The organism is Burkholderia cenocepacia, from assembly GCF_014211915.1.
Lineage (GTDB): Bacteria > Pseudomonadota > Gammaproteobacteria > Burkholderiales > Burkholderiaceae > Burkholderia > Burkholderia orbicola.
On the sequence record NZ_CP060040.1, the window covers coordinates 36,222 to 56,770 of the forward strand.

At 67.8% G+C, this 20,549-nt stretch carries 19 protein-coding genes; 12 read left to right on the plus strand and 7 right to left on the minus strand.

The features are described 5' to 3' along the window. Positions 1-18: 18 nt before the first annotated feature. From SY91_RS16755 to SY91_RS16765, 3 genes are all read left to right on the plus strand, one after another. Positions 19-1,497 carry a 4-hydroxyphenylacetate 3-hydroxylase family protein gene (locus tag SY91_RS16755; RefSeq protein ID WP_011548303.1) on the plus strand — a complete coding sequence of 493 codons (1,479 nt, stop codon included), beginning with the start codon at positions 19-21 and terminating at the stop codon, positions 1,495-1,497. 50 nt (positions 1,498-1,547) lie between these two features. Then, positions 1,548-1,934: a hypothetical protein gene (locus SY91_RS16760; protein WP_023475023.1), complete on the plus strand. Its 387-nt coding sequence runs from the start codon at positions 1,548-1,550 to the stop codon at positions 1,932-1,934. A gap of 64 nt (positions 1,935-1,998) precedes the next feature. Next, on the plus strand, positions 1,999-2,688 hold the full coding sequence (locus tag SY91_RS16765) for a DUF2848 domain-containing protein (RefSeq protein WP_023475022.1): 690 nt from the start codon (positions 1,999-2,001) through the stop codon (positions 2,686-2,688). A 25-nt stretch (positions 2,689-2,713) separates the two neighbouring features. Here the strand turns inward: SY91_RS16765 and SY91_RS16770 are convergent, their stop codons facing one another. Together SY91_RS16770 and SY91_RS16775 are read right to left on the minus strand one after the other, a co-directional pair. After that, positions 2,714-3,466, minus strand: coding sequence for a class I SAM-dependent methyltransferase (locus tag SY91_RS16770; protein ID WP_006479608.1), 753 nt, complete (start codon positions 3,464-3,466; stop codon positions 2,714-2,716). Positions 3,467-3,479: 13 nt separating this feature from the next. Next, positions 3,480-4,106, minus strand: a complete 627-nt coding sequence (locus SY91_RS16775) for a LysE family translocator (protein WP_006490488.1) — start codon at positions 4,104-4,106, stop codon at positions 3,480-3,482. Positions 4,107-4,272: 166 nt separating this feature from the next. Between SY91_RS16775 and SY91_RS16780 the strand changes: the two genes are divergently transcribed. The 3 genes from SY91_RS16780 (at position 4,273) to SY91_RS16790 (ending at position 6,741) form a co-directional block, all read left to right on the plus strand. Next, entirely contained in the window at positions 4,273-5,073 is an 801-nt protein-coding gene (locus SY91_RS16780) for an AraC family transcriptional regulator (protein WP_023475021.1), read from the plus strand. A gap of 120 nt (positions 5,074-5,193) precedes the next feature. Beyond that, complete coding sequence (locus SY91_RS16785) at positions 5,194-5,613, plus strand: ATP--cob(I)alamin adenosyltransferase (protein WP_012338569.1); 420 nt, start codon at positions 5,194-5,196, stop codon at positions 5,611-5,613. A gap of 123 nt (positions 5,614-5,736) precedes the next feature. Then, positions 5,737-6,741, plus strand: coding sequence for a LysR family transcriptional regulator (locus SY91_RS16790; protein ID WP_023475020.1), 1,005 nt, complete (start codon positions 5,737-5,739; stop codon positions 6,739-6,741). Between the two features lie 219 nt (positions 6,742-6,960). Here SY91_RS16790 and SY91_RS16795 read toward each other — a convergent pair whose 3' ends face one another. Beyond that, positions 6,961-7,881, minus strand: coding sequence for a LysR substrate-binding domain-containing protein (locus SY91_RS16795; RefSeq protein WP_023475019.1), 921 nt, complete (start codon positions 7,879-7,881; stop codon positions 6,961-6,963). Positions 7,882-7,989: 108 nt separating this feature from the next. Between SY91_RS16795 and SY91_RS16800 the strand changes: the two genes are divergently transcribed. Next, positions 7,990-9,072, plus strand: a complete 1,083-nt coding sequence (locus tag SY91_RS16800; protein ID WP_023475018.1) for a tartrate dehydrogenase — start codon at positions 7,990-7,992, stop codon at positions 9,070-9,072. A 171-nt stretch (positions 9,073-9,243) separates the two neighbouring features. After that, complete coding sequence (locus SY91_RS16805; protein ID WP_023475017.1) at positions 9,244-10,554, plus strand: MFS transporter; 1,311 nt, start codon at positions 9,244-9,246, stop codon at positions 10,552-10,554. Positions 10,555-10,674: 120 nt separating this feature from the next. Here the strand turns inward: SY91_RS16805 and SY91_RS16810 are convergent, their stop codons facing one another. The 4 genes from SY91_RS16810 to SY91_RS16825 all read right to left on the minus strand — a co-directional run bounded on the left by SY91_RS16810 (position 10,675) and on the right by SY91_RS16825 (position 15,795). Then, the gene (locus tag SY91_RS16810; protein WP_023475016.1) at positions 10,675-11,172 is read right to left on the minus strand and encodes a shikimate kinase; all 498 of its coding nucleotides are present in this window, start codon (positions 11,170-11,172) and stop codon (positions 10,675-10,677) included. A gap of 215 nt (positions 11,173-11,387) precedes the next feature. Then, entirely contained in the window at positions 11,388-12,725 is a 1,338-nt protein-coding gene (argG, locus tag SY91_RS16815) for an argininosuccinate synthase (RefSeq protein WP_006479599.1), read from the minus strand. Positions 12,726-13,043: 318 nt separating this feature from the next. Continuing rightward, a complete protein-coding gene (locus SY91_RS16820) occupies positions 13,044-14,114 on the minus strand; it encodes an FUSC family protein (protein ID WP_023475015.1) in 1,071 nt (356 codons plus the stop codon). A 148-nt stretch (positions 14,115-14,262) separates the two neighbouring features. Continuing rightward, positions 14,263-15,795 carry a sensor domain-containing diguanylate cyclase gene (locus SY91_RS16825; protein WP_023475013.1) on the minus strand — a complete coding sequence of 511 codons (1,533 nt, stop codon included), beginning with the start codon at positions 15,793-15,795 and terminating at the stop codon, positions 14,263-14,265. Between the two features lie 584 nt (positions 15,796-16,379). Here SY91_RS16825 and SY91_RS16830 point away from each other — a divergent pair. The 4 genes from SY91_RS16830 to SY91_RS16845 all read left to right on the plus strand — a co-directional run bounded on the left by SY91_RS16830 (position 16,380) and on the right by SY91_RS16845 (position 20,515). Continuing rightward, on the plus strand, positions 16,380-17,915 hold the full coding sequence (locus SY91_RS16830; RefSeq protein ID WP_012338562.1) for an amino acid permease: 1,536 nt from the start codon (positions 16,380-16,382) through the stop codon (positions 17,913-17,915). Between the two features lie 266 nt (positions 17,916-18,181). After that, on the plus strand, positions 18,182-18,427 hold the full coding sequence (locus tag SY91_RS16835) for a DUF3717 domain-containing protein (protein ID WP_012338561.1): 246 nt from the start codon (positions 18,182-18,184) through the stop codon (positions 18,425-18,427). 262 nt (positions 18,428-18,689) lie between these two features. Continuing rightward, positions 18,690-19,607, plus strand: coding sequence for a LysR family transcriptional regulator (locus SY91_RS16840; protein WP_006479595.1), 918 nt, complete (start codon positions 18,690-18,692; stop codon positions 19,605-19,607). A 110-nt stretch (positions 19,608-19,717) separates the two neighbouring features. Further along, on the plus strand, positions 19,718-20,515 hold the full coding sequence (locus tag SY91_RS16845; RefSeq protein ID WP_043886662.1) for an alpha/beta fold hydrolase: 798 nt from the start codon (positions 19,718-19,720) through the stop codon (positions 20,513-20,515). The last annotated feature ends 34 nt before the right edge of the window (positions 20,516-20,549 follow it).

A 20,549-nucleotide genomic window follows, 5' to 3' on the forward strand; every position in this document is an offset into this window, starting at 1 on the left:
TTCCCCCAGGAGCACATCATGATCAAGAACGGCACTCAGCACATCGCGTCGCTGCGCGACGGACGGCAGGTCTACCTGAACGGCCAGCCGGTCGGCGACGTGACCGCGCACGCGGCATTCCGCAATTCGATCCGCAGCTACGCGAGCCTGTACGACTACCAGGCGCGCGACGAGAACGTCGAGAAGATGACGTTCGTGTCGCCCGACTCGGGCAACCGCGTGAGCCGGATCTGGCAACTGCCGACGTCCTATGACGAACTCGTCGAGCGCCGTGCCGCGCTGGAAGCGTGGTCGGAGCTGCATTACGGCTTCATGGGCCGCTCGCCCGACCACGTCGCGTCGTGTCTCTCCGGCATGTATATGGGCGCCGACGTGTTCGAACAATACGACCCGGCGCGCGCCGGCGCGCTGCGCGACTACTACCGTTATGCACGCGACAACGACTTGTTCCTGACCTACGTGATCGTGAATCCGCAGGCGAACCAGTCGAAGGCCGCGCACGAGCAGGAGGACAAGTACCTCGCGGTCGGCATCGTCGATCAGGATGCCGAAGGCATCACGGTGCGCGGCGCGAAAATGCTCGCGACGAGCGGGATCATGGCGAACGAGGTGTTCTGCAGCTGCATCCAGCCGCTGCGCGAAGGCGATGAGATGTATGCGCTGTCGTTCGCGGTGCCGATGAACGCGAAGGGCATGAAGATCATGTCGCGCAAGTCGTACGAGGAGAGCGCGACGTCGGTGTTCGACAACCCGCTGTCGAGCCGCTTCGACGAGAACGACGCGGTGCTGTACTTCGACGACGTGAAGGTGCCGTGGGAGCGGATCTTCGTCGCCGGCAATACGGCGATGTGCGCGAAGCAGTTCCACGCGACACCCGCACACGTGTACCAGAACTATCAATGCCAGGTGCGCCTGATGACGAAGCTGCGCTTTCTCGTCGGGCTCGGCCTGAAGATCTCCGAGGTCAACGGCACCAATACGTTTCCGCAGGTGCGCGAGACGCTGGGCCAGCTCGCGGCCGAAGCGTCGATGGTCGAGGCGTGGGTCTACGGGATGGAAGCGAAGGGCACGGTCGTCAACGGCTTCTACGTGCCCGACCGCAACATGCTGTACGGCTCGCAGGTCGTCACGCAGCAGCTGTATTCGAAGGTGCTCAACACACTGCGCGAGCTCGCCGGCGGCGGAATGATCATGTTGCCGTCCAGCGTGCGCGATTTCGAGAACCCCGACTTGCTGCGCATTATCGAGAAGACGCAGAAGTCGCCGGTGTGCTCGTCGGAGGAACGCGTGAAGTTCTTCAAGCTCGCGTGGGACGCGGTCGGCTCCGAATTCGCGTCGCGCCACAACCAGTACGAGCTGTTCTACGCCGGCGCGTCGTTCGTCACGAAGGGCCATGCGTATCGCACGTACGACTGGCAGCGTGCGTCGCATCTGGTCGATTCGATGCTCGGCAGCTATTCGCTGAACCAGGAACTGTCGACGCCGCGTGCCGCTTGACTAGCCGCATCGCAACCCCTTTTACCCGCTATCGCAATCAGGAGAGACAGATGGCCATCAGCAAGCTTCACGACGAATTCCACACGCTGGACATGCAGCGCGACTGGCGACTGCCGGAAGGCTATGACCCGGCGTCCGGCGCGCAGGAACTGATCCTGTCCGGCGCGCTCGACACCGAGCGCAAGCGCGGCAGCCGCACGCGCCTGCTGCGCCTGCCGGCCGGGCTGCACACGAAGCAGCCGTTCGTGCACGACTACTGGGAAGAGGTGTTTCTGGTCGAAGGCGACCTGACCGTCGGCAACGACGAGCACGGCGACGGCGGCACGCCGTTCAAAGGCTACACGTACGCGGTGCGTCCGCCCGGCGCGTGGCATGGCCCGTTCAAGTCGAACGGTGGCTGCGTGCTGCTGGAAATCCACTATTACGATCCGGCCTGAGCTCGGCCGATCCATGACAGACGGCGGGCCGCTGCATCGCGCGGCCCGCGACTAGGAGCATTCGATGAAAACCATCACGTTCGCGATCGACGGTCGCGACGGCCGCACCGAGCGTGCGATCGCGATCCACACGCTCGTGATCGCGGGCTGGACCGGCCGCGACGCGGTCGCCATGGAAAAGCATATCCGCGAGCTGGAAGCGCTCGGCGTCAAGCGCCCGGCGACGACGCCGGTGTTCTACCGCGTCGCGGCCGATCGCCTCGACCCGTCGCCGGCGATCCAGGTCTCGGGCGGGCAGAGCAGCGGCGAAGCGGAATTCGTGCTGGTGCGAGACGGCGGCGACACGTTCGTCGGCATCGCGTCCGACCACACCGACCGCGAGGTCGAGACATACGGCATCACGGTCTCGAAGCAGATGTGCGGCAAGCCTTGCGCGAACACGCTGTGGAGGCTCGACGACGTGACCGGTCACTGGGATCGGCTGGTGTTGCGTGCATACGCGACGATCGACGGCGAGCGCGTGCTGTATCAGGAAGGTAAGGTGACCGCGATGCGCGCGCCGGACGATTTGCTCGCGCAGTTCGCGCGCCATGGCGGCCGCTTCGACGACGGCACCGCGATGCTGTGCGGCACACTCGCGGCGATCGGCGGTATCCGGCCGGCCGAGCGGTTCGAGGTCGAGCTGGAAGATCCGGTGCTGGACCGCACGATCCGGCATGCGTATGCGGTGGACACGTTGCCCGTCGCGGGCTGACGCGAACCGAACCGCGAATGCGCGCTCAAGCGCGACAGATCGCAATGATCTCCGCGCTCGTCGCCTCGTCGAATGGCGCGTGCTCCCAGTCGCCGTACCAGTCGGCCGACACGAAACCGGCTGCCGTCACGCGCGTCTGCAATTCGGCGTGCGCGATGAAACGCAGCCGGCTCGTATTCGTCAGCACCGTGTCGTCGCGGCGGAAGCGGTAATGCGTGTCGAACGCCACGATCGCGCCGTCGATCGCCCGCACCGCGTGATGGAGATCGACGATGCCGAATTCGTGCGACTCGACGCTGCGTGCCGATTGCGCGGGTGTCCATGCTCGCCACGGCTCGACGCGCGGGTTGCGGGTGTCGAACAGAAAGCGGCCGCCGCCGGCGAGCACGCGTCGCACGCCGCGCAGTGTCGCGTCGATGTCGTCGTCGGTCAGCAGGCACTGGAACGCGTGCCCGGTCATCACCACTGCATCGAACGGCGCACCGGGCGGCAGGCCGTCGAGCGCGCACGCGAACCAGCGTACGGCGTCGGCACCCGGCTGTCGTCGCGCGTAATCGATCATCGCAGGCGCGGGATCGATCGCGACGACGTCATGCCCGGCCGCCGCGAGCCGTCGCGCGAACGTGCCGGTGCCGCAGCCGAGATCGAGGATGCGTCGCCGGGCGGCGCCGATCGCGGCGGCGTAGAACGCGAAGTCCCGATCGCCGGCGTTGAACAGGTCGTACACCGCGACGAGGCGCGGGTCGGTGTAGAGCAGGTCCGCGTCGGCGCGCGTCATGCGTCCGCCTGCGTCAGCGCTGCTGCACGGCTACCCGCAGCCCGAGCGCGATGAAGATCGAGCCGATGATCTTGCCCTGCCAGCGCGTGAGCCACGTGAGCCGCTTCACGATGCGGCCGAGCGGGCGGATCGAGCATGCGATCAGCGTCGTGTAGAGCGAGCTGAGCACGACGAAGATCAGCCCGAGCACCGCGAACTGCACGAACGTCGAGCCGCGTTCCGGATGCACGAACTGCGGCATGAACGCGAGAAAGAACAGCGCGGTCTTCGGATTCAGCACTTCGGCGGGAATCGCCTGCAGGTACGCCTTGAGCGGCGTGACGGGCGACACCTGCGGCAGCGACGGATCGGACGGTTTCTCGAGCAGTGCCCGCACGCCGAGATAGATCAGGTACGCGGCGCCGACCAGCTTCACGACGTTGAACGCGAGTGCCGACGTCATCAGCAGCGCCGACAGCCCGACGGCCGCGAACAGCGTATGCACGAAGTCGCCGCTCGCGACGCCGAGGCCGGTCAGGATGCCGGTCTTGCGCCCACCCTGCACGGTGCGACTCAGCACGAGCAGCACGGCGGGGCCGGGAATCAGGAACAGGCCCAGAACGACGGCCGTGAAGGTGGTCAGCGTGGTCAGGTCGAACATGGCGGCTCCGGCAGGTTGGCGCGGCGGCAGGGGATCGGCGCATTGTATTCGGTTCGGCGCGCGGCCGCAGACGCGCCCTCGAACGGCGCGGCTGCGTCGGCGCCTTTCTGGTATAAGCACGACAGGACGCGCCGGCGTCCGGCCTTTTTTCACAGCCCGTCGTTCCATGCGCGACCTTCCATCGATCACCGATCCTGCCGCGGACGCCGACGTCTATCACGTGCCGCGTCCGCTCGTCGTGTTCGGCGGCTCGGTCGTCGAGCCCGAGTGGCGGCTGGAACGGCACAGCCATCGCCAGGCGCAGCTGCTCTACACGCTGAGCGGCGTCGTCTATTGCGAGATCGACGGCGGCGTGTGGACCGCACCGCCGCAATGCACGGTCTGGATTCCCGGCGATGTCCCGCATGCGGCGCGCGGCTCGGCCGGCGCCACCTTCTATGCGGTACTGGTCGAACCCGACGCGGCGCTCGACCTGCCCACGCGCTGCTGCACGCTCGCCATGTCGCCGCTGTTGCGCGAGCTGCTGCTGAAGGCGGCCAGCTTCCCGAACCTGTACGACGTCGATGGGCCGCAAGGGCGGCTGGTGGCGACGCTGCTCGACGAGCTCGTCGCGGCCCCGGTCGAGGACTTGTACCTGCCGATGCCGGCCGATCGCCGGCTGCGCAAGCTGATCGACCATCTGCTCGACAACCCGGCCGACAAGTCGCCGCTGCCCGAACTCGCGCGGCGTGCGGGCATCAGCGAGCGCAGCCTGACGCGCCTCGCGACGAAGGAGCTCGGCATGAGCCTCGGCGACTGGCGCCGGCGGCTGCACGTCGCGCTGTCGCTGCGGATGCTGACGACCGGCCGCCGCGTGCATCAGATCGCGATCGATCTTGGCTACGAGAGCGCGAGCAGCTTCGTCACGATGTTCCGCAAGGCGACCGGCAAGCCGCCGACGCAATTCCTGACCGACCGGCAACGCTGACCGGCCACACCGCGCGCCCGCGCCCGTTTGGCCGGATTGAAAAAGCAGTTGGCCGGGATGAGAAATGACGCATGAGGGCTCGATCCATAAAATGAGAATCGTTCTCATCTGGAGGCCGACATGCAAATTACCACGACCGAATTTCCGTTTGTCTGGCTGCGTTACAGCGGCTCGACCCACACCGATCCCGCCCGGCTGATTGCCGAACTCGACGCGTTGCTCGCGCGCCGCGAACGCTTCGTTCTTCTGACCGACGATGCGCCGTCCGGCGACGATCGCGCCGACAACGATCACGAGATGCGCAAGCAGCTCGCGAAGTGGAGCAAGGCCAACCGCGCGCTGTCGCGCGAATGGATTCCCGGGATGATCGCGATCGAGCCCAATGCGGCGCGGCGCGTGGCGCTCAATGCCTTTTCGGGCGCCTTCGAGAAAGTCTGGGGCTATCCGCTGAACGCGGCGGCGAGCCGCGACGACGCGCTGGCGCTCGCGCAACGGCTGCTCGCCGAACCGGCGCCCGGCGTCGCGGCGGCGAACGCCTGATCCGAGGCCGCGCCGCTTGCGCGACTTGCGTCGACCTCGACATCGACCTCGACATCGACATCGACACGTCGCACGGTGCGCGCACGCGCGCCGCGGCCTATCGCAACCACGCAGAGGTGTCCGGTGGACAATCCGATCCGCGCGATGCGCATCTTCACGCGCATCGTCGAAATGAACAGCTTCACGCGCGCGGCGCAGGCGCTCGGCATTTCGCGCGCCACCGCCACGCGCACCGTGCAGGAGCTCGAAGCGGCGCTCGGCATGCCGCTGCTGGTGCGCACGACGCGCGCGTTGCGGCCGACGCCCGAAGGCGATGCGTATTACCGGCGCTGCGTCAGCATCACGGCGGACGTCGACGAGCTCGAGGCCAGCATCCGCGGCGCCGCGCTACATCCGAGCGGGCCGCTGCGCGTCGAACTGCCGGCGTCGGTGGCGAGCACGATCGTGTTGCCGGCGCTCGGCGAATTTCATGCGCGGCATCCCGATCTCGAGCTGACGCTTGCCGTGGCCGGGCGCGCGGGCGACCGCATCGGCGACGCGATCGACTGCAGCATCCGGCTCGGTGCGCTGCCCGATTCGTCGCTCGTCGCGCGCCGGCTCGGCTCGCTCGAACGCGTGACGTGCGCGAGCCCCGCGTATCTCGACCGCTTCGGCGTGCCGCGCACGCCCGACGATCTGGGCGCGCATCGCGCGGTAGGCGGGTCGCACGTGTTCGGCCAGCGTTCGGCGGAGCTCGAGTTCGTGGTGGACGACGCGGTACGCAAGGTGCGGCTCGACGGCATCGTCAGCGTGGACGACGAACAGGCGTATCTCGCCTGCGGCGTGCACGGCCTCGGGTTGATCCAGCCGACGCGCGTTGCCGCGCAGCCGCTGATCGATGCGGGACGGCTGCGGGAAGTGTTGGCGGGCTGGCAACCCGATGCGCTGGCCGTGTCGGCCGTCTACGTGAAGCGGCCGCACGTGTCGCCCGGCGTGCGCGCGTTTGTCGACTGGATTGCGGAGCGTTTCGGGCAGGCCGGATATGAGCAGACAGGGTTGGCGGCGGCAGGGGCGGTGGGGTGGCGGCCGGCGCTGCCGGGTGCAGCCGCTACCGGCGATCGGTACAGCGGGCTGGTAGCGGTGGCGTGACGGCAGCAGACTGACGGAAGGCCTCGAGCAGCGCTCACGAGGCGGAACGCGCCGGCCATCCATCCGATCTGTATCGAACGATGTAAATATTTTGGCGATTCGTTACGAAATTCGCCGGAATATTTTCATCGGAGGCCGAACGGCCAGCCGTGCAGCCGTATAGGGCGAGTCGGGGTCACGCATCGACAGCCGACACACACGGCGTATGGAACGGGCGCGCTACACCGCCCTGAGCCGCCCCAATTCTTCCGCCAGGAAATCGACGAACGCGCGAATCCGCGTGGACATCTGGTGACGCTGCGCATACACCGCGTAGATGTCGGCGCTCGGCGTTTCATGATCGGGCAGCACGACGACCAGCCTGCCGTCGGCGAGATAGTCGCGCAGATCCCATTCCGCACGCATCAGGATGCCGTGCCCGTCGAGCGCCCACTTCACCGCGATCTCGCCGTCGTTCGTCGTCAGGTTGCCGTTGATCCGCACGGCTTCCGTGTGGCGGGCCGCGCCGCGCCCGCTCGTCAGGCGCCACACGCCGTAACCTTCGTCGCCTTGCCGGATGCCGATGCAGTTGTGCCGCGTCAGGTCGTGCGGCGTGCCGGGCACCCCGTGCCGCGCGAGATACGCGGGCGCCGCGCACAGCAGCCGGCGGTTCGGCGCCAGCCGCCGCGCGACGACGCGCGCGTCGGGCGGCTCGCCGAAGCGGATGCACACGTCGAACGCGTCGTCGGTGAGCGGCGGCGGCATCACCGACAGCTGCAACTGCACCGACACTTCCGGATAGCGCGCGACGAAGCGCGAGATCGCCGGGCCGACGTGGCTGCGCCCGAACCCGAGCGTCGCATTCACGCGCAGCAGCCCCTTCGGCCGCTGCTTCGCGCTGCCGAGCAGTTCGCCGAGTTCGTCCATCTGGTCGAGAATCCGGCGCGCGTATTCCAGGTACACGTCGCCTTCGGGCGTCAGCATCATCCGCCGCGTCGTGCGATTGACGAGCGTCACGCCCGCGCGCCGCTCCATCTGCGTGAGCCGCTTGCTGACGGCCGCCGCGGTCAGCCCGAGTTCGCGCGCGGCCGCGCTCAGGCTGCCCGACGCGGCCAGCGTCGAGAAGAAGCCGAGATCGGCCGGCTGGACGGTATCCGCCATGACGGGATTTGTGAATTGAAGTTAAAGATGCTTTGAGTATAGCCCCGGTTTACACACTCCCGGTTCGGTAAAGTGCGTTCACGCTCACGATCAATCGAGGATGTCCGCATGAAGACCTACCGTATCGCAACGATTCCCGGCGACGGCATCGGCAAGGAGGTGGTGCCGGCCGGCAAGCAACTGCTGGAAGCGCTGGCCCGCGGCAGCGACCGCTTCGCGTTCGAGTTCGAGAATTTCGACTGGGGCGCCGATTACTACCGCCGGCACGGCGCGATGATGCCGGCCGACGGCCTCGACGCACTGCGCGGCAAGGACGCGATCCTGTTCGGCTCCGCGGGCGACCCGGACGTGCCCGACCACGTGACGCTGTGGGGCCTGCGCCTGAAGATCTGCCAGGGCTTCGACCAGTACGCGAACGTGCGCCCGACACGCATCCTGCCGGGCATCGACGCGCCGCTGAAGCGCTGCGGGCCGGACGACCTGAACTGGGTGATCGTGCGCGAGAACTCCGAAGGCGAATACGCGGGCGTCGGCGGCCGCGTGCACCAGGGCCATCCGATCGAGGCCGCGACCGACGTGTCGATCCTCACGCGCGCCGGCGTCGAACGCATCATGCGCTTCGCGTTCCGGCTCGCGCAGTCGCGGCCGCGCAAGCTGCTGACCGTGATCACGAAGAGCAACGCGCAGCGGCACGCGATGGTGATGTGGGACGAGATCGCGAAGCAGATCGCGCAGGAGTTTCCCGACGTGACGTGGGACAAGGAACTCGTCGACGCGGCGACCGCGCGCATGGTCAATCGCCCGGCGTCGCTCGACACGATCGTCGCGACCAACCTGCACGCGGACATCCTCAGCGATCTCGCCGCCGCGCTCGCGGGCAGCCTCGGCATCGCGCCGACCGGCAACATCGATCCCGAGCGCCGCTATCCGTCGATGTTCGAGCCGATCCACGGCTCGGCGTTCGACATCATGGGCAAGGGGCTCGCGAATCCGGTCGGCACGTTCTGGTCGGTCGTGATGCTGCTCGAACATCTCGGCGAGACGGAAGCGGCCGCGCGCGTGATGCATGCGATCGAGGCCGTGACGGCCGACTCGTCGCTGCATACGCGCGACCTCGGCGGCCGCGCGACGACCGCGCAGGTGACGGCGGCCGTCTGCGAGCGCGTCGCGAACGCGGCGGTGGCGGCCTGACGGCGGCGCGAGGCGGGCGGCCGCGCGCGCAGCCACCCGGGCGCCGACCGTTCGTTTTGCTCACGCATCTTTTCTGCCCGCGACTCGCGCATCCGACGCGAGCCGGGCGCCGGCCGGCGCTCGCGGTCCACCGACCGACGGCGCACGGCCCGACCTCGAAGGAGGAGACACATGCAGGCGGATCTGGAAACCCGCGTCGCGCGGAAACTGATGTGGCGCATCATTCCGTTCGTGATGCTGCTTTACTTCGTCAGCTTTCTCGATCGCGTGAACGTCGGCTTCGCGGCGATGACGATGAACAACGCGATCGGCCTGTCGCCGACTGCGTTCGGATTCGGCGGCGGCCTGTTCTTCATCGGCTATTTTCTGTTTGAAGTACCGAGCAACCTGATCCTCCATCGTGTCGGCGCGCGCATCTGGATTGCGCGCGTGATGATCACGTGGGGCATCGTGTCGGCCGTGTCCGCGTTCGCGGCCGGGCCGACCAGCTTCTACGTGCTGCGTTTTCTGCTCGGCATGGCGGAAGCCGGCTTCTTTCCCGGCATCATCCTGTACCTGAGCCTGTGGTTTCCCGCGAAGCAGCGCGCGGTGGCCGCCGCGTGGTTCATGGCGGCCGCGCCGATCTCGACCGCGATCGGTTCGCCGCTGTCGGGCGCGATCATGCAGATGCCGCCGATGTTCGGGCTCGCCGACTGGCAGATGCTGTACATCGTCGAAGCGCTGCCGGCGGTCGTGCTCGGCTTCGTCGTGCTGAAGCGCCTGACCGATGCGCCGTCGCAGGCCGCGTGGCTGCGCGCCGACGAGCGCGACTGGCTGATCGCGAAGCTGAAAGCGGAAGCGGACGCGCGCCACACGCACGCCGGGCACACGGCCGGTGCGTGGCAGGCGCTGCGCGATCCGCGCGTGCTGGCGCTCGCGCTGATCTACTTCGGCACGTCGGCGGGGCTCTATACGCTCGGCCTGTGGGCGCCGCTGATGGTCAAGCAGTTCGGCTTCAGCGCATTGCAGACAGGCCTGCTGACCGGCATTCCGAGCATCGCCGCCGTGGTCGCGATGATCGGGTGGGCGCGGCATTCGGATCGCACCGGCGAGCGCACGTGGCATGTCGTGATTCCGTGCGTGCTGGCCTGTATCGGCTTCGTGTTCGCGGGGCAGGCGAGCACGGCGCTGCTGACCCTGCTCGCGCTGATCGTCGTCAACATCGGGATCAGTGCGGCGAAGGCGCCGCTGTGGGCGATGCCGAGTGCGTTCCTGTCGGGGGCCGGCGCGGCGGCGGGGATCGCGATGATCAATTCGATCGGCAATCTCGGCGGGTTCGTCGGGCCGTTCGCGATCGGTTGGCTCAAGCACGCGACGGGCGGGTATGCGGCGGGGCTGTACGTGGTGGCCGGCACGCTCGCGGTGTCGGCGGTCGTCACGCTGATGTTGAGTCGCAAGGGGGTGCGGGAAGCGGCCGTGCCGGGCGTGCGGCATCACTCGTGAGCGCGGCAATGTGCGATGCGGGGCGGCCGGACGGGCGCGTGGCGTATCCGTCCGGCTTCATGCGTGGCGGCGCGCGATCAGCGGTGCGTGGCGTCAGTCCATGTTCGCGCGCGGGAGCCGCTACGACGCCGTCGCCGCGACCTGCCGCGCGATGCGCGCCGCACACGCATCGGGTGTCGCATCGGACGTATCCAGCACCATCTCGCTGAACGCCCGCGCAGCATACCCTTCCCGATACATCTCGGCGATCCGGTTGCGCTCCCAGTCCGTCAACATGCGCGTGCCGCGATTCGACGCCGCGACCGCTTCGGGCGGCGCGAGCGTGACGACGAACAAGCGCGCGTCACGCGCGTCGCAGGCCGCGCGCAGCCGTTCGAATTCCGCTTCGCCGATCGGATAGGCGATGACCAGATGGCGTTCGTGTGCGGTTGTGATCTGCGTGACGAGGCGTTCGAGCGCGATCGCCCATTGCACGTCGAACGGCGCGTTTTCGGGCGCATCGTGATCGTCGCCGTCGATGAAGCGCGCATCGGGCAGCACGCGTGCGAGCGCGCGGCCGATCGTCGTCTTGCCGCTGTTGATCGGGCCGTTCAGGTGGATGACGGTCAGGATGGTCATGAGTCGACGCAGGAATCGGACGATTCGCAGCTTGCCATGACTGGCGCGGCGGTGCAGTGCCGTTGAGGCGTCACGCGGCGGGATGCGAATACGGCGGGAAGCGGACAGGCGGGGAGAGGGGAAGCGGCAGGCTGCGCGCGGAACGATGCACCACACGGGCAGCCTGCCCGACCGTGCCGCATACGACGATGCGGCACGGCGTCGAACGACGCGACTTACTTGTCGCCGTCGCCCTTGATCTGCGGCAGCGCCGACGTTTCGCCCGGCGTCAGCAGCCCGACTTGCGAATACACGCGCAGCTTGTCGCGCGTATCGGTGATGTCGAGATTGCGCATCGTCAGCTGGCCGATCCGGTCGCGCGGCGAGAACGTCGATGCAACCTTCTCCATCGACAGGCGTTCCGGCTGATACGTGAGGTTCGGCGACTTCGTGCTCAGGATCGAGTAGTCGTTGCCGCGGCGCAGTTCGATCTTCACTTCGCCGGTGATCGCGCGTGCGACCCAGCGTTGCGCGGTCTCGCGCAGCATGATCGCCTGCGGGTCGAACCAGCGGCCCTGGTACAGCAGGCGGCCGAGGCGGCGGCCGTTCTCGCGATACTGCTCGATCGTGTCTTCGTTGTGGATGCCGGTGACGAGACGCTCGTACGCGATGTACAGCAGCGCGAGGCCCGGGGCTTCGTAGATGCCGCGGCTCTTCGCCTCGATGATCCGGTTCTCGATCTGGTCGCTCATGCCGAGGCCGTGGCGGCCGCCGATGCGGTTCGCTTCCAGCAGCAGCTCGACCTGATCCTTGAACTCGACGCCGTTCAGCGCGACCGGCTGGCCGGCTTCGAAGCGCACCGTCACTTCTTCGGCGGCGATCTTCACGTCGTCGCGCCAGAACGCGACGCCCATGATCGGGTTCACGATCTTGATGCCGCTTTCGAGGCTTTCCAGATCCTTCGCTTCGTGCGTCGCGCCGAGCAGGTTCGAGTCGGTCGAATACGCCTTCTCGGCCGACATCTTGTATGCGAAGCCGGCCTGGTTCATGAATTCGGACATTTCGGCACGGCCGCCGAGCTCGTCGATGAACGTCTGGTCGAGCCACGGCTTGTAGATCTTCAGATCCGGGTTCACGAGCAGGCCGTAGCGGTAGAAGCGCTCGATGTCGTTGCCCTTGTACGTGCTGCCGTCGCCCCAGATGTTGACGCCGTCTTCCTTCATCGCGGCGACGAGCATCGTGCCGGTCACGGCGCGGCCGATCGGCGTCGTGTTGAAGTACGTGACGCCGGCGGTCGTGATGTGGAACGCGCCGCTTTGCAGCGCCGCGATGCCTTCGGCGACGAGCTGCGCGCGGCAGTCGATCAGGCGGGCGCCGGCTGCGCCGTATTCGATCGCGCGTTTCGGGATCGCGTCGTAATCGTCTTCGTCGGGCTGGCCGAGGTTCGCCGTGTATGCGTACGGGACGGCGCCCTTCAGTTTCATCCAGTGCAGCGCGGCGCTGGTGTCCAGGCCGCCGGAGAAGGCGATACCGACCTTCTGGCCGGTCGGGAGGCTTTCGAGAATCGTGCTCATAGGAATTACCGTGGATTGAAGCCGGTGGGATCGTATTTCGCGGAATATGCGAGTATCGGCTGTCCGGGAAGTTGGGGCAAGGGTTGATTTTGGTGCGGAACCGGCGTCGCGCCTGTCGCGGCGGGCCTGACGGGCGGTGAGCCGGCTGGAGAACACCGTGCCGGACGGCGTTGCGTCGCCGCCGATACACGCGTGGACGCGCCGGGGCGTCGCCGGATTTTCGGGGACGGATCGGCCAGCGATCCCGCTCCCGGTCGTCAGCGCGTCGCTTCGCCGCATCGAAAGGGATATGAAAGAATGGCGCGCGAACCCCGTCCCTCAGATATTCCACGATCGCGCGGTATCGAGCAGCCGCTCGCGCAACTGATCGACTTCGCCGGCCAGCTTGGCCGTGATCGACACGTAGCCGGACAACTGCGGCGGCGGCGCGTCGTGCAGCGGGTCGACCGGCCGCCGGCGCGGGGCAAGCCGGCTCGGCGTGCCGAACTTGAGCGCGCGGCTCGCGCCGACCAGCGTGTCGCGGATGCGCCGGTTCAAGGTCTTCATCTCGACGCGCATGTATTCGCGGGCCGCCACGTCGTCGGCGGCCGGCAGCGCGCTCGACAGGATCTCCAGGTAACCGATGCACAGGCGCAGGCTGCGCTGGATCGCCTCGAGCTGCGTCATCGACGTCTCGCATTCCTTCGACACCGACGGCATCAGCGAGCGCAACTGCACGAGCAGCGTGCTCAGCGCGGCCATTTCCTTCAGGTGCGCGTCGTCGGTGACCTGACGGTCGTCCGCGAGCCGCGCATGCACGGCCGCGCACGCGCGCAGCGCGTCGGCGAGCTTGTAGCGCCACGAATAGGTCGCGTAGAGCGGCAGCGCGAACGAGAACGCCAGCGCGATCGCGATGCCGGCCAGCACGTTCACCGCGCGCCACAGGCCGTCGACGATCTCGTTGTCGCCGTGCCCGGCGACGATCACCATCGTGATCGCCGACAGCAGCGCGATGTAGCCGGCCTTGCCGATCGCGTGATACGCGCAGACGCCGCACCCGACCGCCATCAGCAGGTAGATCGCGAACGGCGCGTGCAGGAACGAGTAGAGAAGGATCAGCCCGAGCCCCGCCAGCGCGCCGATCGATGTCCCGAGCGCGCGCTCGGCCGCCTTCTTGCGGATGTTGCCGTGATGCTGCAGCCCGCCGACGACGATCAGCACGGTGATCGTCGACCACTCGCCATGCGGCACGTTCAGCCCCGTGGACAGCGCGATCGACACGAGCACCGCGAGCGCGACGCGCGCCGCGTGGATCAGCTTCGCGTGCCGGTAGCGGCGGTACGGGTCGAGCAGCGGGCGAAGCGCGTGGCGCACGAGCGGCGGCAGTCGGGTCGGAAGCGGGGCAGTCATGACGAAGCGGAAGTGGCCGGAACGCGCACGGCGGCCCGCGCGGGCCGGCGCCGCGCCGCCTGCGCAGCAGACGTAACGCTAGCCGAACATAGGTGGGCTGTCCACGGCGGGGCCGCCGGGCAGCCGTGTCCGACCACGGCACGGCGCGTCACGCGTCGGCCGCGGTCGACTGCGCGTCCAGCACGCGGTTGCGGCCGCCCGACTTCGCGCGGTACAGCGCTTCGTCGGCGCGCCGCAACAGTGTCGCGGCGTTCATTCGGCCGTCGTCGGCGGTGGCCGTGCCGATGCTGACCGTGACGCGCCCGTACTGGCTCTTCACGTGCTCGATCCCGAGCTCCGAGATCGCGCGCCGGATGCCTTCGGCGACGGTGGCCGCGCCTGGCCCGTCGGTGTCGGGCAGCGTGACGACGAATTCCTCGCCGCCGTAGCGCGCGACGTGATCGCTGTCGCGGCGCAGGCAGCGCGACAGCGATTGCGCGACCTGGCGCAGCACGTCGTCGCCGGCCGGGTGGCCGTAGTAGTCGTTGAACGCCTTGAAGTGATCGACGTCGACGAACAGCACGGACAACGGGCGGCCGCTGCGCGACGCGCGCTGGGTCTCCTTCGCGAGCACCGTGTCGAACGTGCCGCGGTTGTCGAGGCCCGTCAGCGAATCGGTGTGCGCGAGCCGGTACAGCTTCGCTTCGGCATCCTGCCGGCGTTTCAGCTCGCGCGACAGCGCGAGCGAGCCCCACGCGATGAACGCGGTGAACAGGCTCATCAGCACGACGGTCCAGATCGCGCGGTGGTGCCACGACGCGTAGATGTCGATTTCGGCGGGCGCGACGTCGACGATCAGCGGCAGCCCGGCGAGATGCTTGTAAACATAGACGCGCCGCACGCCGTCGATGGCGCCGACCCCGGTCAGCTCGCCGGTGCGGCTGCGTTGCGCGTCGATGAACAGCGGCGAGTCGTGCAGGTCGAGGCCGACCACCCGGGTGTCGTACGGCAGGCGCGATACGAGCGTGCCGTTGTCCTCGACGATCGCCGCGCTGCCGTGCCGGCCGACCGCGAGGCCGTCGAGCAGCGCGCGGAAGTAGTCGATGCTGAGCGTGCCGACGACGATCCCGCCGAAGGTGCCGTCGGGCCGGTTGATCCGGCGGCTCAGCGCGATCGTCAGCGCGCCGCCGCGCAGCCGCGACGCGTACGGCCGGCTGATGTAGAGGCCGGGTGCGAGCCGGTCGCGGTGCACGGTGAAATAGTCGCGGTCGGCGAAATTGCCTTGTCGCGCGGGCGACGCGCTCGAATCGATCGCGATATTGCCGTGCGCATCCATTACGAAAATGGAACCGAGATAGGCACCGGTCGCCGCGCGATCGAACAGTAGCCGGTGGCGCTGGCGCGGCGGCAATGTCATCAGTTCCGGATCGGCCACGCCATCGACGACGTTTTGCAGCGACAAATCGTAGAGTTCGATATTGCGCGCGATATCGCGTTCGATCAGCAGCATCAGGTTGCGCGCATTTTCTACCGCATGGCCATACGCGTCGCGTCGCGCCTCGATTAATAGCGACGTGGAAAGTCCCCAACTGAACATCAGCAGGACGATGCCCGCCACGAGTACGCCGCGGGGCGACAGAATGCGTGCCACGATCGACGCGGTATGGCGGCGCAGCGCGGCGGGCAGCGGGAATGACTTCATCCTCGGGGTGGCGGGCGGCGGCTACTCGCGTCACTGGCGGTTCCACGCGCTGATTATTTCGAATTAAGCGTCATTATCCCGCGAATTCCTGAAATTCGCGCGCGCATGCAAAACATGCATGCGGCGACGGCGATTCGAAACGGTTACGCATCATTACCGCAGTGCGCGCGGGCGATTTGATTTGAATCAATCGCCAGTGTCGGCCTTTTCGTCTGATTAATAGCGCGCTGATCGGTCGATTTTGCGTATTGAATCCGGTATTTGGCGGATCGAGACAGGATTACGCGCGGCGGGGGAAATGAAAATCGAATGACCCGCCGTCGTCGAGGTCTTCGCGACGCCGGGCGGCAGTGGCGCGGCCGACACGGCCAACCCGTTGATTCTGCAAAATCCGCGGCGGTGGCGGCGGGCGGGGCGAGCGCAGCTGTCCCCCTATCGAATCAGGTAGAATCCGCGCTTCGCCGCAGGCGCCCGCCGCGCAACGCGTATCGGGGCCGCATCGAATGCATCGCAGGACGCGCCCCGCGCTCCGATACCGCATGCGCCGGCTACGGATGCCGGCCTGCTCAACGTTCGTCTCGTTTATGTCCGCCATTCCGAATTCCGACCCACCCGGTTCGTCCGCGAACCCACCCAAGCTTCATCGCGCGCTGAAGGCGCGCCACCTGACGATGATCGCCATCGGCGGCTCGATCGGCACGGGCCTGTTCGTCGCGTCCGGCGCGTCGATCTCGCAGGCCGGCCCCGGCGGTGCGATGGTCGCGTACATGCTGATCGGCCTGATGGTCTACTTCCTGATGACGAGTCTCGGCGAGATGGCCGCGTTCATGCCGGTGTCGGGCTCGTTCGCGACCTACGGCGCCAAATACGTGGACGAAGGCTTCGGCTTCGCGCTCGGCTGGAACTACTGGTACAACTGGGCGGTGACGATCGCGGTGGAGCTCGTGGCCGCGCAGCTCGTGATGCACTACTGGTTTCCGGACGTGCCCGGCGTGTGGTGGAGCGCGGCGTTCCTCGCCGTGATGTTCCTGCTCAATGCGCTCACCGTGCGCGGCTTCGGCGAGGCCGAATACTGGTTCGCGCTGATCAAGGTCGTCACCGTGGTCGCGTTCATCGGCGTCGGGCTGCTGATGATCTTCGGCATTCTGAAGGGCGCGCCGGCCAACGGCTGGGGCAACCTGACGATCGGCGACGCACCGTTCGCGGGCGGCCTGCCGGCGCTGATGGGCGTCGCGATGATCGCGGGCTTCTCGTTCCAGGGCACCGAGCTGATCGGCGTCGCGGCCGGCGAATCGGAAAACCCGCGCACGACGATTCCGCGCGCGGTGCGCCAGGTGTTCTGGCGCATCCTGCTGTTCTACGTGTTCGCGATCTTCGTGATCGGCGTGCTGATTCCGTATACCGACCCGAACCTGCTCAAGACGGACGTGACCGACATCGGTGTGAGCCCGTTCACGCTGGTGTTCCGCCACGCGGGCCTCGCGTTCGCGGCCGGCGTGATGAACGCGGTGATCCTCACGGCCGTGCTGTCGGCCGGCAACTCGGGCATGTACGCGTCGACGCGGATGCTCTACAACCTCGCGACCGAGGGCCGCGCGCCGAAGGTGTTCGCGAAGCTGTCGCCGGGCGGCGTGCCGCGCAACGCGCTGTACGCGACCACCGCCGTCGGCGCGCTGTGCTTCTTCACGTCGCTGTACGGCGACAAGACCGTGTACCTGTGGCTGCTGAATACATCGGGGATGACGGGCTTCATCGCGTGGCTCGGCATCGCGGTCAGCCACTACCGGTTCCGCAAGGGCTACGTGAAGCAGGGTTACTCGCTCGACCAGTTGCCGTATCAGTCGAAGTGGTTCCCGTTCGGCCCGCTGTTCGCGTTCGTGCTGTGCCTCGTGATCGCGCTCGGCCAGGATTACCAGGCGTTTCTCGCGAACCGGATCGACTGGGCCGGCGTGGCCGCGACCTATGTCGGCATTCCGCTGTTCGTCGTCGTGTGGCTCGGCTTCCGGTTCCTGAAGAAGAGCCGGTTCGTGCGCTACGAGGACATGGAGATCGCGCCGTGGATCGCCGCGAGCCGCGGCGCGCAGCGGCCGCCGGTGGCGAACCGCGAAACCACGGGCTGACGCCGGCGCGGCAGGCGGCCGCGCGACGGTCGACGAGAAACGGGAAGCTGCGTGCTTCCCGTTTTTTTTGCCCGGCTATTGTCTGCACGGGGTCAAAGCCGGTTATATTGCCCGACCCTACCGGGCCACGGCCCGGCCGGCGCGACAGGCGCGGCGCGGATCGGCATCCGGCGCGCGCGACGCGCGGCGGCCGGCGAGATGCCCGGCGTTTTCATCGTTCCGTCCGGGCCGACATGGCCCGCGGAGCGCGCAATCCAGAGGAATTCATGAGCGCATCACCCGCCGAGCGGAAGGCCGGACCCGTTTCCATCGTGCGAATCGAAGCCGCGATCAATGCGTGGCGCGAAGTGTACCCGCCGGCGCCGGACGGCGAGGACGGCTACGCGCTCGACGCCGGCAGCAACTGCCTGGCCGAGCTGTACGGCACGATGATCTGCTATCAGTTGCCGGACGTGCCGCTCGACTCGCTGAGCCACGAGCAGCGCGACGCGTTGTACGCGACCGAGGTGTGATGCGGTCGGCGCGATGCCGCGGCGCGGCGTCGGTGAACGAACGGGAAGCCTCGCGGCTTCCCGTTTTGCTTTGCGCGACCCCGGGCGTCGCCGCGAGCACGACGCGGCTCGAGCCGGGATCGGCGCCGGCTGAGGTATCGTGACGGGATCGGGAAGCAGGCGATCGAGGAGGCCGGTACGAAGCCGGCGAGGGTGACCGGTGCGGACGCGGTCCGCGCGGCGCCGGATGAGCGTCCGTTGCCTTTCCCGGGAGGATTCGAACATGGAGTTGAGACACCTCCGCTACTTCGTCGCGGTAGCCGAAGAGCGGAATTTCACGCGGGCGGCGGAACGGCTGCATATCGCGCAGCCGCCGCTGAGCCGGCAGATCCAGCAGCTCGAGGAAGCGCTCGGCGTGCCGCTGTTCGAGCGCACCGCGCGGCCGCTGAAGCTGACCGATGCCGGGCGCTTCTTCTATTCGCATGCGGTGCAACTGCTCGCGCAGACCACCGAACTCGAATCGATGACGAAGCGGGTCGGCAAGATCGAGCGCAGCATGTCGGTCGGTTTCGTCGGCTCGACGCTGTACGGGATGCTGCCGAAGATCATCCGGCGCTTTCGCAGCGAATATCCGGCTGTCGAGCTGAGCCTGCACGAGATGTCGACGATGGACCAGATCAAGGCGCTGAAGGAAGGGCGCATCGACGTCGGGTTCGGCCGCATCCGCCACGAGGACCCGAGCGTGCGGCGCGTCGTGCTGCGCGAGGAGCGGATGATCGTCGCGCTGCCGGTCGGCCACGTGCTCGACAGCGCGAAGCCCGTGCTGTCGCTGCACGATCTCGTCAACGACACGCTGATCATCTTTCCGAAGGCGCCGCGTCCGAGCTATGCGGATCAGGTACTCGCGGCCTTCCACGACCGCGCGTTGCAGCCGCGCAGGATCTACGAGACGCGCGAGCTGCAGATCGCGCTCGGCCTCGTCGCGATGGGCGAGGGCGTGTCGGTCGTGCCGCAGAGCGTGTACGGGCTCAAGCGCGATGACATCAGCTACAAGCCGCTCGACGATCCGAACCTCGTGTCGCCGATCATCATGAGCATGCGCATGCTCGACGAATCGGAGGACATCCGTGCGATGCAGGCGCTGATCTACCGGCTGTACGACGAAGCGCAGATGGAGTATCTGCCGCCGCAGCCCGAATGAACGCACGGGCGGCAGGGGCTTTTCTTGACGCTGCGCGCGCCGGCAGGCCACCATGCCCGGATTCGATGCGGCTGCCGACGGGCGGCCGCCTTCATGCAGACGACCGACACATGACCGATATCGTGACCGAGGAGACGACCGTCGAGACGCCGCAAGGGCGTCTCTTTGCGAAACGCTGGCATGCGGGGCCGGCACGGCACGCGGCCGCGCCCATCGTGCTGCTGCACGATTCGCTCGGCTGCGTCGACCTGTGGCGCGACTTTCCCGCGCAGCTCGCCCGTGTGACGCAACGCGACGTGATCGCGTACGACCGTCTCGGTTTCGGTCGCTCCGATCGGCATCCGGGCAAGCTCGGCACGACGTTCGTGCGCGACGAGGCCGATCATGCATTCGCCGCGGTACTGGAACGGCTCGGCGTCGATGCGTTCGTCGCGTTCGGGCACAGCGTCGGCGGCGGGATGGCGGTCGGCTGTGCGGCCGCGCATCCGGCGCGTTGCCGCGGCCTCGTGACGGTCGCCGCGCAGGCGTTCGTCGAGGACCGCACGCTGGCCGGCATTCGTGACGCGGGGCGGCAGTTCGACGAACCGGGGCAGCTCGACCGGCTCGCGCGCTATCACGGCGACAAGGCCGAATGGGTGCTGCGCGCGTGGGTCGACACGTGGCTGTCGCCGGCGTTTCGCGACTGGAGCCTCGACGACGACTTGCCGCGCGTGCAGTGCGCGACGCTCGCGATTCACGGCGAAGACGACGAATACGGGTCCGACGTGCATCCGAAGCGGATCGCCGCGCGTGTCGCGGGGCCGTCGTCGTTCCTGCTGCTCGCCCGCTGCGGACACCTGCCGCACCGCGAGCGAACGGACGACGTGCTGGCCGCCGTCGCGACGCTGCTGCGCGACGCGGGCGCCTGAGCGTTCGTCATCGCCAGCGGGCGGACGCCCGCCG

Excerpts from the sequence above, each read along its gene's own strand:
- SY91_RS16805 (WP_023475017.1), top strand. The coding sequence starts at position 9,244 with ATGCAGGCGGATCTGGAAACCCGCGTCGCGCGGAAACTGATGTGGCGC.
- SY91_RS16775 (WP_006490488.1), bottom strand. The coding sequence starts at position 4,106 with ATGTTCGACCTGACCACGCTGACCACCTTCACGGCCGTCGTTCTGGGC.
- SY91_RS16765 (WP_023475022.1), top strand. The coding sequence starts at position 1,999 with ATGAAAACCATCACGTTCGCGATCGACGGTCGCGACGGCCGCACCGAG.
- SY91_RS16795 (WP_023475019.1), bottom strand. The coding sequence starts at position 7,881 with ATGGCGGATACCGTCCAGCCGGCCGATCTCGGCTTCTTCTCGACGCTG.
- SY91_RS16800 (WP_023475018.1), top strand. The coding sequence starts at position 7,990 with ATGAAGACCTACCGTATCGCAACGATTCCCGGCGACGGCATCGGCAAG.
- SY91_RS16830 (WP_012338562.1), top strand. The coding sequence starts at position 16,380 with ATGTCCGCCATTCCGAATTCCGACCCACCCGGTTCGTCCGCGAACCCA.
- SY91_RS16780 (WP_023475021.1), top strand. The coding sequence starts at position 4,273 with ATGCGCGACCTTCCATCGATCACCGATCCTGCCGCGGACGCCGACGTC.
- SY91_RS16770 (WP_006479608.1), bottom strand. The coding sequence starts at position 3,466 with ATGACGCGCGCCGACGCGGACCTGCTCTACACCGACCCGCGCCTCGTC.
- SY91_RS16810 (WP_023475016.1), bottom strand. The coding sequence starts at position 11,172 with ATGACCATCCTGACCGTCATCCACCTGAACGGCCCGATCAACAGCGGC.
- SY91_RS16755 (WP_011548303.1), top strand. The coding sequence starts at position 19 with ATGATCAAGAACGGCACTCAGCACATCGCGTCGCTGCGCGACGGACGG.
- SY91_RS16835 (WP_012338561.1), top strand. The coding sequence starts at position 18,182 with ATGAGCGCATCACCCGCCGAGCGGAAGGCCGGACCCGTTTCCATCGTG.
- SY91_RS16820 (WP_023475015.1), bottom strand. The coding sequence starts at position 14,114 with ATGACTGCCCCGCTTCCGACCCGACTGCCGCCGCTCGTGCGCCACGCG.
- SY91_RS16785 (WP_012338569.1), top strand. The coding sequence starts at position 5,194 with ATGCAAATTACCACGACCGAATTTCCGTTTGTCTGGCTGCGTTACAGC.
- SY91_RS16840 (WP_006479595.1), top strand. The coding sequence starts at position 18,690 with ATGGAGTTGAGACACCTCCGCTACTTCGTCGCGGTAGCCGAAGAGCGG.
- SY91_RS16760 (WP_023475023.1), top strand. The coding sequence starts at position 1,548 with ATGGCCATCAGCAAGCTTCACGACGAATTCCACACGCTGGACATGCAG.
- SY91_RS16825 (WP_023475013.1), bottom strand. The coding sequence starts at position 15,795 with ATGAAGTCATTCCCGCTGCCCGCCGCGCTGCGCCGCCATACCGCGTCG.
- argG (WP_006479599.1), bottom strand. The coding sequence starts at position 12,725 with ATGAGCACGATTCTCGAAAGCCTCCCGACCGGCCAGAAGGTCGGTATC.
- SY91_RS16845 (WP_043886662.1), top strand. The coding sequence starts at position 19,718 with ATGACCGATATCGTGACCGAGGAGACGACCGTCGAGACGCCGCAAGGG.